Below are 10,856 nucleotides of genomic sequence, written 5' to 3'. Positions count from 1 at the left end.
GCACACCACAGCCCCGCACCAAAGCCCCGCACCACAGCCCCGCACCAAAGCCCCGCACCAAAGCCCCGCACCAAAGATCATTGCCTTTGAAAATCCGAGTTGATTTTGACAAGAAAAGCCCGCACTGTTTTATCCCTAACACAGCCTCATATCTTAATATTTTTTAGAATTTTTAAAGAAAATATATTTTTGCTAGCCTCTAGAACCGCCTAGATCAAGGACTCTTTGGCTTTCCATATAAAAGCAAAACGAACAAAACATGATCAAGCACATAATTGCCGTTGCATCTGCCTTAGCGCCCATATCCGTGAATATCCCAAAAGGCACCTATCTGCATCAAAGGGTCACGTGCAACACGTCCTATCCACCCCTCTTACTCGGTTGCCGACATCTCTTTGTTGGTAATAAGGTCCCTTGGTGAACGGCTGTAAGATATACCCCTCCCCAAGATATATTTATAGGTCTTAGGGCTGTTTCTAAGATCATCAAGCCCTGCTTCATTCAAGATCTTTGCAAACTATTGTCCTGTTTTGTTCTCATAAAGACATAATGGGCTCAATTCCACAGCTAAGTGCTCTTCCTACAGCAAGTATTTCACTGAAAAGACGTTATTTTTGTAGATTTTTCTTCTCACACGATCACATAGTTTAAAGATCCCCAATAATGATACAGCTCCAAAATGATACTCTCTTGACAAGAGGCAGATTTCTTGTTAGAAGGGCTGCATATTTTTTGCAATTTTCACTTATTCGTTGTGGTGATGGAATTTGTCAATGCGTACCTTTTTAAAGAGGTGCGTTTTTCTTTTTATGATCACAGTGAAAAAAGAGGAACCAGAGTATTATAACGCAATGATCCTGTTATGATAAGCTGTTTAAAGGCATGGTGTTTGAGAAATAGCAGGCAGTGTGTTAGAGTGTTGAAATTGTAAGTGAGAAGAAAACATTGCGTTATAGTAATATAAACGGTGAGTATGATGAAAATTAAAAATTCACTTAAAGCATTGAGAGAGCGCCACCGTAACAATCGTTTGGTGCGTCGTAAAGGTCGTGTTTATATCCTTAATAAAACAAACCCACGTTTTAGAGCACGCCAAGGTTAAGGGTTTTTGTGCCTGCTTTTTGCGGGCATGAGAACTTTTTCTCTCTTGAAATTTTGGCATAACAGGTCCATTATTTGATCATTCATCGTTTGAGGACTTGTTTTCATGGGTTTTTTAATTTTTTTAAAAACTCTGTATTTGCGGATTGTTTTTGCTTTCCGGCGGGTTTTTTTGTGTCTGTTGATCTCCTTTTCGGCTTTTATTGGCAGTTTTTGTTTTATCCACGCAAGCTATGGGCAGACCCCTCCTTCTCTTCCTGAAGATCGTCCCTCTCCGCAATCGCTTTTACCGCTGGAAGATCTGATCCCCAGCTCTCCTCCTTCAACACCAGCGACAACGGATTTTGATTCTTCTGCGATCCTTCTTGAAGATTTTCTCTCCCTTCCCCACTCTGGAATAGACAGAACAAAACAGCGTAAAGAAGCAGAAATCTCACGCCTGCTTAAAGAATTGAAATCTTGTGCGAATGTTCGTGAAGCCCAAAAGATAAGTAGACAACTTCAACATTTATGGTCTCAATCGGGGAGTGAAACGATTGATCTTTTAATGTCGTGGGCTGAAAATGCTATTAATGCGGATGATTATGGCCTTGCTCTCGATTATATTGACAATGCCCTTGCGCTTTTACCAACGCACGCCGAAGCTTGGCTAAGACGTGCATGGATTCACATTCAATTGAGTGATTTTAAACTTGCCATGCTAGATCTTAACCATGCACTAGAGCTTGAACCACGCAATTACATGACATTTTTTGAGCTTGGAATTACCATGGAAGCGACAGAGCGTCCAAAACTTGCTCTCAAAGCTTATGAAAAAGCACTTGAATATTATCCGCAAATGCAAAAACTGCAAAAACGCATTGAAACTCTTTTAGAAGAACAAACGCCACAAACCCTTTAAACATTTAAAAGTTGATGTTTTCTGTTACTGGACTATACCGCGGCTTGGTTAAGACGTGCACGGATTCACATTTAACTACATAATTTCACGTCCCAATTCATGCACCATGCACTAGAGCTTACATCACCTACCGCATCCCCAACACCACCTGCCGCATCGCAACACCACCAGCCGCATCCCAACACCACCTGCCGACCATCTCCATCACCACCAGCCACATCCCCCAACATCACCGCCGCATCCCAACACCACCAGCCGCATCCCAACATCACCGCCGCATCCCAACACCACCGCCGCATCCCCAACACCACCAGCCGCATCCCCAACATCACCAGCCGCATCTCCATCACCACCTGCCGACCATCTCCATCACCACCTGCCGACCATCTCCATCACCACCAGCCGCATCCCCACACCACCAGCCGCACCCCAACACCACCTGCCGACCATCTCCATCACCACCTGCCGACCATCTCCAAAAGAGAGAAGATTGAAATCATTTTATATCTAGCAGAAGCTTGCAAACTGTTTTATATTGAAAGAGGTGTTCTACGCTTCTCGACAGGAAATAACGCATTCCTGAGACCTTAGTGATCTCCAAGGGAGCTGTCCCTGATAAAGCTCGTGGGCTTTTTCATATGGCGCCCACCTATTTGTTTAGGTTCCCGGGGTCAACTTTTTCCATCGGCTGTCGTGGATCACCCTTTTGTATCACTAAAACAAATTATCTTAGATTTTTTTCGCGGGAAGCAAGCAGCAAATTGTTATGACATTTTTCAAAATGATTTGTAAGAATTTTGGGCAACATAATGTATTTTGTTTGGCTAACAGAAAAATAGATAAAGAATTGACATATATATGACACAAAGCCCCTCCCCCTCCGATACTGCGGTGTCCATTCGTGCACAACTACGCAAAATTGGTTTGTCGCGTCGTGCTGCTCTGTCAGAAAAAGAACGAGCTGCTTTTTCACAGCGCGCCTGCCAGCATTTTCTTAAGCGTCTTGAAGCAAAGGGAGAAGATTTTTCGCGTCTTATTTTGGCGGGCTATTTGCCAATTAAATCGGAAATTGACCCTCGTCCTTTATTTAAAGCCATAACCTTACGCGGTGGGCGTTTAGCATTACCAGTCGTGCTTGATTCCAGCACCATGATTTTTCGTTCCTATTCACAAAAGACCACCTTAGAGCGGATGCGTTTTAGCACCTTGGGTCCTAATGCAGAAAATGCAGTTGTCATTCCCAACCTCATTATTGTTCCCCTTTCCGCGTTTGACAATCAATGTCACCGCCTTGGCTATGGAGGCGGATATTATGATCGTGCGGTTGAATCTCTTGAAAAACAAGGACATCACCTTAGACTATTAAGCCTAGGCTTTTCCTGTCAGGAAGTTAAATTCATTCCCCCAGCAGAACATGACCTTATTGTGGAGGGAATTTTTACAGAAAAAGGTTTATTAAAAGGCTAAAATGTGATTAAAACGCCTATGCGTTTTTTATTTTTGGGTGACATTGTTGGAACGACAGGTTGCCGAGTTGTTTTTGAACAGCTTCCACATCTGATAAAAAAATGGCGGCTTGATTTTGTTGTCGCGAATGGTGAGAATGCCTCCGATGGTTTTGGCATCAGTCAGGAAATCTATCAAGATCTTCTCATGACGGGTGTTGATGTTGTGACAACGGGCAATCATGCTTTTTCTTGTCAAAAAACCTTGCACTATGCCCATGAGAGTGATCGTTTTTTACGTCCAGCCAATTTTCTGAAAGAAAGTCGTGGGAGAGGCTCTGGCATTTTCACAGCACAAAATGGAGCGCGTGTGCTTGTTGCCAATCTTTTGGGCAGTATTTTTATGCCATGCAAAGTGGATGATCCCTTTGAAGCAGCAGAAAATATTCTTTTTTCTTGCTCTTTGATGGAACAAGCAGACGCAATTATTTTTGACTTTCATGCAGAAACAACCAGTGAAAAGCAATGTTTAGGTCATTTTCTTGATGGCCGTGTCAGTGTTATTGTCGGAACGCATACGCATGTTCCCACGGCTGATGCGCAGATTTTAGAGGGTGGCAGTGCTTACTTATCGGATGCAGGAATGTGTGGAGATTATAATTCGTCGATAGGGATGGATAAGGAAGAACCTTTACACCGTTTTCTTTACAAACAGAAACAGGGTCGCCTTGAGCCGGCACAAGGTCCAGCCACGCTTTGCGGTTTAGCGGTAGAGCTTTCAGACCGTACGGGTTTAGCGGAAAAGATCTCAGCGGTAAGGATTGGTCCTCACTTAAAGCCTGAGATTCCGGATTTTTGGTAACACTCTTTGCATAAATTTTTATGTACTGATCTTTTGAATGGTAGAATTCTTGCATTTTTCAAAGCTTTGCCACCAAGCCAGCTTTGCAAAGCCACAAGCTCTGTTTCCCACCCTGTTCCCAAGCTGCCCCTCCAAGAGAGCCTACCAAAACCCACCCAGAGGTCAGCATAATCTTTTGGTTAAAAGGGCAAAAATTGCCCTAATGAAACCACAGCAAAACAACTCGCATAAAGGGGCTTTAAGCTGTTATCCGTTGAATGACAGCACCACATTGGGCCAATTTTTCTTCTAATCTCTCAAAGCCGCGATCCAGATGATAGACGCGGTTGACAATTGTTTCTCCCTTTGCGGCCAGAGCAGCAATAACAAGAGAGACAGAAGCGCGTAAATCGGTTGCCATGACAGGCGCGCCTTGGAGATTTTCTGTTCCATACACCGTTGCCGTCTGTCCATCGAGTTTTATCTGAGCGCCCAACCGAGTAAGTTCTTGCACATGCATGAAACGATTTTCGAAAATTGTCTCTGTGATATGGGAGATTCCCTGAGCGCGGGTCATCAGGGCCATAAATTGCGCTTGCAGATCGGTTGGAAAAGCGGGATAAGGCCCCGTTTTGATATCGACGGGCATTATTTTTGTTTGCCGCGGATTTCGTTTCACGTGAATTCCTTGTGGTTCTATTTGAATATCGAGTCCTGTTTTTTGCAAAACGCCGAGCACTTGTGTGAGATGGTTAGGGTTTGCATTTTTGAGAAACACATCCCCTCCAGTCATAGCAACGGCCATGGCGTAGGTTCCGGCTTCGATTCGATCAGCAATGACTCGTATTTTTGCGCCATTAAGTTTTTTAACGCCTTCAATCGTGAGTGTTGATGTTCCTTCACCGAGGATTTTTGCGCCCATAGCATTGAGCGTTCGAATAAGATTTGCGACTTCAGGTTCACAAGCAGCATTCTCGAGGGTAGTTTTTCCCTTTGCCATTGTTGCAGCCATCAGCATGACATGGGTTCCCCCAACAGTAACTTTAGGAAAACGATAATGAGCAGCTTTTAGTCCGCTTAACGCTTTAGCATGGACATAACCATTTTCGATAGTAATACGCGCCCCTAGAGTTTTGAGTCCTTCAAGAATAAAATCGACGGGTCTTGTTCCGATAGCGCAACCACCAGGCAGAGAGACATAGGCTTCTCGACATCGTGCCAGCAGAGGTCCAATGACCCAAAAGCTTGCTCGCATTTTTTTCACCAATTCGTATGGAGCGTGTGTTGTGACAATTTTTTGTGCTGTAAAATGGATTGTTCTTGCATTAAGACAATCCCCCTTGTCTTTTTGTCCATCAACAGCATATGCGACTCCATGATTATTGAGAATACGAATGAGCAATTCAACATCTGCCAGATGGGGAATATTATCCAGGGTAAGCGTTTGTTCGGTAAGCAGTGAAGCGATCATCAAAGGCAAAGCAGCATTTTTTGCCCCTGAGATAGGAATTGTTCCTTTAAGTTTTTTCCCACCAATAATTTGAATAGAATCCATAGTTGTTCCCTCTTTTCCCTTTTCCCCCTCCAAAGGGTTTACCCCCTTGAGAAGTTATTTTATTCTGATTTCAAAACGAAATCGATGATACGAGAAGACTTCTCAAAGATAAGAACGAATATTCGAGAAGTTTGGTTGCAAACGAGCATAAAGGTTTTTTTAAGGCTCTGTTTGCGCTCTTTTTCGGCTTTGCTCTTTTCGACGTTTCAGGTTTTGCCGCAACTGTTGTGCCAATCTTTCTTGGCGTTTATTTTCTTTTTTATCTTTATCATCTTTATGGTTAAGTTCTTGTTGTTTTTGATGCATTTGTGTCATTGCACAACCTTCTGAGCAGTGTTGGGCTTCTATCCAAGTAACTTATAGTTTTGTATAAGAAATTTATGTCATGACACAAGAGAGGTTTTCTTTCAAGAATATACAAATGTTCTCTTGCCTATTTTATGACAATATGGCACAAGACAGCGCAAATATTGCAAAGAGCTGCGGTAGCTCAGTGGTAGAGCACTCCCTTGGTAAGGGAGAGGTCGAGAGTTCAATCCTCTCTCGCAGCACCATTTTGTACACAACATTCTTTCTACCCCCCACGCCATCAAACAAGAGCAGCGTTACAAAAACGGACATTTGGCTTCATTTTTTTCACCACCTCCTCACCATCTACCCCCCCTACCCCCTTCATAACAGTTGAGTGATTCTCTTTTTAGGGCAACATCACCAGCCACATCCCCCACATCCATCGCCACACCCCCACATCACCGCCACATCCCCCACATCACCAGCCGCATCCCCCACACACGCCACACGGCCCCCCACACCACCGCCACATCCCCACGCACGCTACACCTCGCGCGCTGCCGTAAATCTTTCCCCAAACACCTGCTTTCATCCCTGCTACTGTTTTATCTCCTCCAAGACAGATACCGGTCATAGGAAACCTCCTCTCTCTTCCCCAATTGCATCTCCCCCTAAAGCAGAGACGCACCGCGGACACCACCGCCCCAAACCTCTCCGGCCCCATTGTACTTAGGCCCCCACACACGCCACACGCTCCCTCCACACACACTCCCTCTGCCTGCTCCTATTGCACCTCGCCCCGAAGCAGAAACACCGCCGCACCAAACAACAGCCCCCACAAGCCTCGCGCGCCATTTTCAACTTATGATACTAAGCCCTTTCCATGCCCCAAGATTTGATTTGCCCTACCATCGCCTCCAAGGCCTCATTAAAACGGCTAATTTCACTTTCAAGCCTGCGAATATAAGCTTCATCACGGTAAGCGCGCTTAATCAAAGGCGGCATATCGGGCCAATAGAGCATCAAATCGACCCATTCGCGTTGTGCAATCCACAATCCCCCCTGACATTGTGCTTTATGTTCTTCCGGAAAGCCCTTTTGCATAAAGTGGGGAATAAGGATTTCGGGTTTTTTTGTTTTAATTTCCAATAACCCATCTTTTCCCACAAAAGCGTCGGGAGAAAAGCCTTTTTTACCATCATCGGCGAGCACAAATCCGATACATTCAAGCTCCCTATGGGTAAGTTTTGCATAAAGATCCCGCGCGCTTGGTTCTAATTCTGTCCCGCGTCGCATAGAAAGGGTCTTTCCCTCATCAACGGTTTTTCCAGTGATTCTTTCTCCCGCCAATTTCATCATCACCGAATGATATCGTGCAGTTTTTTGCCTCTGTTTTTTTTGTGCCATCACCATTTCAAACAAAGAAGCAGTGATCAAGCCATTACGTACTTTCTGCCATTCTTCTGTTCCCTGAATACAATCCACAATAATTGGCATGATTTATGATCTCCCTCTTTTCTTTAAGATTTCGCCTTTGAAACACATCTGAGCAATTTTTTGATGCACGCTCTCCCCCCGAAAACCAACACGCCTCATCACGCATCTGCGCAAATCCCCAGCCAAACACCTATAGCCTGCCTTGCAGGAAGAGGCTCCCCACAGCGCCCTCCACCACACACTCCCCCACACTCCCTCTTCCTGCTCCTATTGCATCTCCCCCCCAAAGCAGAGACGCACCGCGGGCACCGCCTCAAATCTGCCTCCCCACACAACACCATACCTCGCACCTCCCCACATGCCACAGCTCCCTCCCACACTCCCCCCCATGCACGAACACGCACCTCGCGCGCTGCCGTAAATCTTTCCCCAAACACCTGCTCTGAAACCTGCAAGTCCCCTTATCCCCCATAGTGCTAATACAAGCTTTGTACTGCAGAGCAGATTCATCGTTCTCAAACGCTTGCCTTTATCCTACTTCCTCTTCCAAAGCAGCAACAGCATAAGCCCAACGCGCGCAAGACCCAGCACGTCAAAAATTCCCAGTCGACATTTTTTACAAACCGACATTTTTTACTGGTGTAAAATCATTGTCGCCCCACACACTCCCCCACACTCCCTCCATGCACGAACACACACCTCGCGCGCTGCCGTAAATCTTTCCCCAAACACCTGCTCTGAAACCTGCTGATGTTTCATCTCCTCCAAAACAGATACCGGTCATAGGAAACCTCCTCTTCCTTCCCTAACAGCTGCTCTTCATCCCCTACACTTTTCCCAGATCCTGACCTAAAACTTCCTCCCCAAACACTTGCCCTAAAAACTGCAAGTCTCCTTATCTCACAGCAGCAACACAAGCTTTAAGCTTGTGTTGCGTAGCAATGCATCTCCTCAAAAACTTTGAGGGCTGCATTTTCTGTTGCGATAAAATGATTGTAGCCTTACCTCAATCGTGCTGTTGCACGACGCAAAAATCATTTTGGCAGTATTCTTCCGCCAAATTTTTTGCCACACATTCTGCAGCCTTTCGCGACATGAAAAGGATTGCATTCTGTTTTTGAGGTTCTAGCTTGATGATATTTTGGGTCTTTCCAGCATAGTAAAGTGGAAAGCCCCGATAAAAAGTCTTAAGATAACTTGCCATCAATTCTTACCACCAGTAATCATTCAAGACATCACAGGGACGCAAACGATGTTGTTTTTCGTAAGATCCATAGAGATTGTCTTCATAATTGCGGTCGGCTTTTTCATTGAGATACACATGGTAGGCCTCGCTATTCAGAATAAAAGGCTGAAGTTGTCCATTTTCCTCGTCAATTTCATGATTTGCCACATAAGTATCGGCGAGTTGTTCGCTGACATCCTCTGCATGAAGCGTCATCAGATCGAGGCGCAAGAGTTTGTAAACAGTTTCGTATTCTTCGACAATTTCGAGCACTTCTTCGCTTTGCTCAAACGGTCCATCATAAGCATCCCCCTTTTCATCCTCACAAAGAACAATGAGAATTTCATCCTCTTTAACGAATGGAATATTTTTCATAATTTCCCCCCTTTCGACAGTTGATAAAGCACAGCTTTGTCTTGACAAGGCTGAATATAGCGTTAGTCTTATATCCTCTATGGGAGATATGTCAAATCATTTTATCCTTAATAAACGATATATTTTTAGTCTTTACGACGTGCAAAGGACATATGCGAATAAAAATTTGTTCTCTCTTTACCTTCGATGTCCTTAATATTGTTCTCTATTTGTTCTTACCCAATACAACCATAAATAGACAGGAGAGCCAAGATGAGTGATTTAGAATTGATACAATACTGGCGCAGTCTTGATTCAAAAACACAAAAAGAGCTTATTTTGCTGCTCCGGCAGTTGGTCGGCGCAAAAGAGTCAAAATTGCCTGTCTCTCCTCAGGAGAGAGCTTTGAAATAAGATCGATAAATTCTTTATCCTCGAGGCTTGCCCCCTGACCATAGAGAATATAATTCATACTGATATTAATTTCATGACAAATACGCACGAGGGATTCGATTGTTGGTTCTTTTCCCTCCGTGAGGATAGAGTGAAGGTAGCCAGCCCCTTTACCAGCTGCGAGGGAAATAGATCTCTTAGACCGGCCACTTTTTTTGAGTGCTGCATTTAATCTCTGCCGCCAACCATTGATATTCATAGCTTCACCATATAGCGCGTCCTTTTTAAAAAACACGTCTTTTTTATAAAACGCACTTGCATTATCCTCCAAAAAGGATAGAATTAAGAAAAAATTTTTTATTTTTGAGGGATAAAAATTCATTTTCGGATTGAAAAACACTTATATCATCAGAAGGGATGTGAAAAGCGCCTCCGCAAGCCGCGCTGAAAGCCCGCATGTTTTAAAAGAAGTCTTGTGTTATTACCCTTTGCTATTTACGCAATCTCAAACTGTACAGTTGCATGCACGAAAAGCACGCGTCATCACTTGTTAGACGTCATCAAGCAGCATCTCAAGAACTGTCATTTAGCAAAACATAGCGCAACAAAATCGTATCACTTTAACTTAAACACAAAAACGTTAATCGCATACCAACAAACGCATAAAATCCCATAATGCATAAAATACTATTTCCCCATTTGCATAGCAATGTAAGAAAGAAGATTGAAGCATGAAACAATCCCACCCACAAGCAACTCCTTACTATGAATCGTCTAGGCTTCCTTATGTTTGTTGGTATCAGAATGATTTTCTAGGAGGGGTACGTGGCATGCGTGCACATGAAATTGGAATTTATACAATTCTTCTTAACGAAATGTATGCGCGCGGTCGTCCTCTAGAGTTATCGGTAGAACGTTTAGCGCGTCTTTGCGGTTGTGACAAGCGAACTTTTTCAAATGTTTTAGAAATGCTGATAGCAGAGGGAAAAATTTTAAATTTAGCGCATGGTTTATGGAACAAGCGTTGTGAAACTATTTTTCAAGAGCGGGCAAAATTTCTTGAACAGAAAAGCTTTGCTGGTCACTGTTCAGCAAAAAAACGCAAGGAAATCAATTCTGCTCTTCAACAACTGCTGAACAGTCCTGCAAGAGATGATGCACAAAACTCACAAGCTCAGAAGGAAGAAGAAAAGGAAACACCTAACGGTGTTTCAGAAAAGGCTTCTTTTTTGATAACAACAGAGCCTTTTGCCAATGACAGCCTACAACCCCCCAACGCGCCCGAGCGCCCAGTCTCTACCACGCCCCACACG

The 10,856-nt window shown here is 44.1% G+C and carries 15 protein-coding genes, 1 tRNA gene and 1 other RNA gene; 7 read left to right on the top strand and 10 right to left on the bottom strand.

All coding sequences use genetic code 11. The features are described from left to right. Positions 1-976 precede the first annotated feature (976 nt). Positions 977-1,102 (top strand): type B 50S ribosomal protein L36, encoded by a 126-nt coding sequence (gene ykgO, locus BN202_RS05290; protein ID WP_011181208.1) that lies wholly within the window; start codon positions 977-979, stop codon positions 1,100-1,102. A 105-nt stretch (positions 1,103-1,207) separates the two neighbouring features. After that, a complete protein-coding gene (locus tag BN202_RS05285; protein WP_019219560.1) occupies positions 1,208-2,002 on the top strand; it encodes a tetratricopeptide repeat protein in 795 nt (264 codons plus the stop codon). 71 nt (positions 2,003-2,073) lie between these two features. Here the strand turns inward: BN202_RS05285 and BN202_RS05280 are convergent, their stop codons facing one another. Then, a complete protein-coding gene (locus BN202_RS05280; protein WP_156792114.1) occupies positions 2,074-2,343 on the bottom strand; it encodes a hypothetical protein in 270 nt (89 codons plus the stop codon). Between the two features lie 202 nt (positions 2,344-2,545). On the opposite strand from BN202_RS05280, the gene ssrS reads away from it, so the two are divergent. The 3 genes from ssrS (at position 2,546) to BN202_RS05270 (ending at position 4,309) form a co-directional block, all read left to right on the top strand. Beyond that, a non-coding RNA gene (ssrS, locus tag BN202_RS09485) (6S RNA) lies at positions 2,546-2,706 on the top strand. A 154-nt stretch (positions 2,707-2,860) separates the two neighbouring features. Next, a complete protein-coding gene (locus BN202_RS05275; RefSeq protein WP_019219556.1) occupies positions 2,861-3,469 on the top strand; it encodes a 5-formyltetrahydrofolate cyclo-ligase in 609 nt (202 codons plus the stop codon). 18 nt (positions 3,470-3,487) lie between these two features. Next, entirely contained in the window at positions 3,488-4,309 is an 822-nt protein-coding gene (locus BN202_RS05270; RefSeq protein WP_034987522.1) for a TIGR00282 family metallophosphoesterase, read from the top strand. A gap of 238 nt (positions 4,310-4,547) precedes the next feature. Here BN202_RS05270 and murA read toward each other — a convergent pair whose 3' ends face one another. Both murA and BN202_RS09955 read right to left on the bottom strand, forming a co-directional pair. Then, positions 4,548-5,843 (bottom strand): UDP-N-acetylglucosamine 1-carboxyvinyltransferase, encoded by a 1,296-nt coding sequence (gene murA, locus BN202_RS05265; RefSeq protein ID WP_034987519.1) that lies wholly within the window; start codon positions 5,841-5,843, stop codon positions 4,548-4,550. 159 nt (positions 5,844-6,002) lie between these two features. Beyond that, positions 6,003-6,158 (bottom strand): hypothetical protein, encoded by a 156-nt coding sequence (locus tag BN202_RS09955; RefSeq protein WP_019219552.1) that lies wholly within the window; start codon positions 6,156-6,158, stop codon positions 6,003-6,005. Between the two features lie 164 nt (positions 6,159-6,322). On the opposite strand from BN202_RS09955, the gene BN202_RS05260 reads away from it, so the two are divergent. Continuing rightward, positions 6,323-6,397, top strand: a tRNA-Thr gene (locus BN202_RS05260). Between the two features lie 215 nt (positions 6,398-6,612). On the opposite strand, the gene BN202_RS09745 is transcribed toward BN202_RS05260, so the two are convergent. The 7 genes from BN202_RS09745 to BN202_RS05235 form a co-directional block, all read right to left on the bottom strand. Further along, entirely contained in the window at positions 6,613-6,768 is a 156-nt protein-coding gene (locus tag BN202_RS09745) for a hypothetical protein (RefSeq protein WP_019219551.1), read from the bottom strand. 37 nt (positions 6,769-6,805) lie between these two features. Next, positions 6,806-6,973: a hypothetical protein gene (locus tag BN202_RS09740; RefSeq protein WP_019219550.1), complete on the bottom strand. Its 168-nt coding sequence runs from the start codon at positions 6,971-6,973 to the stop codon at positions 6,806-6,808. Between the two features lie 31 nt (positions 6,974-7,004). Next, positions 7,005-7,631 carry a lambda exonuclease family protein gene (locus BN202_RS05255; protein ID WP_019219549.1) on the bottom strand — a complete coding sequence of 209 codons (627 nt, stop codon included), beginning with the start codon at positions 7,629-7,631 and terminating at the stop codon, positions 7,005-7,007. 556 nt (positions 7,632-8,187) lie between these two features. Beyond that, complete coding sequence (locus BN202_RS09735) at positions 8,188-8,355, bottom strand: hypothetical protein (protein ID WP_019219547.1); 168 nt, start codon at positions 8,353-8,355, stop codon at positions 8,188-8,190. Between the two features lie 222 nt (positions 8,356-8,577). Then, positions 8,578-8,775, bottom strand: a complete 198-nt coding sequence (locus BN202_RS10310; protein ID WP_019219546.1) for a hypothetical protein — start codon at positions 8,773-8,775, stop codon at positions 8,578-8,580. A gap of 6 nt (positions 8,776-8,781) precedes the next feature. Then, positions 8,782-9,171 carry a hypothetical protein gene (locus BN202_RS05240; protein ID WP_019219545.1) on the bottom strand — a complete coding sequence of 130 codons (390 nt, stop codon included), beginning with the start codon at positions 9,169-9,171 and terminating at the stop codon, positions 8,782-8,784. A gap of 313 nt (positions 9,172-9,484) precedes the next feature. Further along, a complete protein-coding gene (locus BN202_RS05235) occupies positions 9,485-9,802 on the bottom strand; it encodes a helix-turn-helix domain-containing protein (RefSeq protein WP_034987516.1) in 318 nt (105 codons plus the stop codon). 472 nt (positions 9,803-10,274) lie between these two features. Here BN202_RS05235 and BN202_RS05230 point away from each other — a divergent pair. Next, positions 10,275-10,856, top strand: a 582-nt coding sequence (locus BN202_RS05230) for a YdaU family protein (protein WP_019219542.1), incomplete at its 3' end; no start/stop codon positions are given.

This window comes from Bartonella florencae, from assembly GCF_000312525.1.
GTDB classification, from domain to species: Bacteria; Pseudomonadota; Alphaproteobacteria; order Rhizobiales; family Rhizobiaceae; genus Bartonella; species Bartonella florencae.
The sequence above is the reverse complement of the archived record's forward strand: the minus strand, read 5'-3'. Positions and strand labels throughout refer to the sequence as shown.

Coding starts and splice junctions, on each gene's coding strand:
- BN202_RS05285 (WP_019219560.1), top strand. CDS start 1,208: ATGGGTTTTTTAATTTTTTTAAAAACTCTGTATTTGCGGATTGTTTTT.
- BN202_RS05270 (WP_034987522.1), top strand. CDS start 3,488: ATGCGTTTTTTATTTTTGGGTGACATTGTTGGAACGACAGGTTGCCGA.
- murA (WP_034987519.1), bottom strand. CDS start 5,843: ATGGATTCTATTCAAATTATTGGTGGGAAAAAACTTAAAGGAACAATT.
- ykgO (WP_011181208.1), top strand. CDS start 977: ATGAAAATTAAAAATTCACTTAAAGCATTGAGAGAGCGCCACCGTAAC.
- BN202_RS05280 (WP_156792114.1), bottom strand. CDS start 2,343: ATGCGGCTGGTGATGTTGGGGATGCGGCTGGTGGTGTTGGGGATGCGG.
- BN202_RS05255 (WP_019219549.1), bottom strand. CDS start 7,631: ATGCCAATTATTGTGGATTGTATTCAGGGAACAGAAGAATGGCAGAAA.
- BN202_RS05235 (WP_034987516.1), bottom strand. CDS start 9,802: ATGAATATCAATGGTTGGCGGCAGAGATTAAATGCAGCACTCAAAAAA.
- BN202_RS05275 (WP_019219556.1), top strand. CDS start 2,861: ATGACACAAAGCCCCTCCCCCTCCGATACTGCGGTGTCCATTCGTGCA.
- BN202_RS09745 (WP_019219551.1), bottom strand. CDS start 6,768: ATGACCGGTATCTGTCTTGGAGGAGATAAAACAGTAGCAGGGATGAAA.
- BN202_RS09735 (WP_019219547.1), bottom strand. CDS start 8,355: ATGACCGGTATCTGTTTTGGAGGAGATGAAACATCAGCAGGTTTCAGA.
- BN202_RS05240 (WP_019219545.1), bottom strand. CDS start 9,171: ATGAAAAATATTCCATTCGTTAAAGAGGATGAAATTCTCATTGTTCTT.
- BN202_RS10310 (WP_019219546.1), bottom strand. CDS start 8,775: ATGGCAAGTTATCTTAAGACTTTTTATCGGGGCTTTCCACTTTACTAT.
- BN202_RS09955 (WP_019219552.1), bottom strand. CDS start 6,158: ATGACACAAATGCATCAAAAACAACAAGAACTTAACCATAAAGATGAT.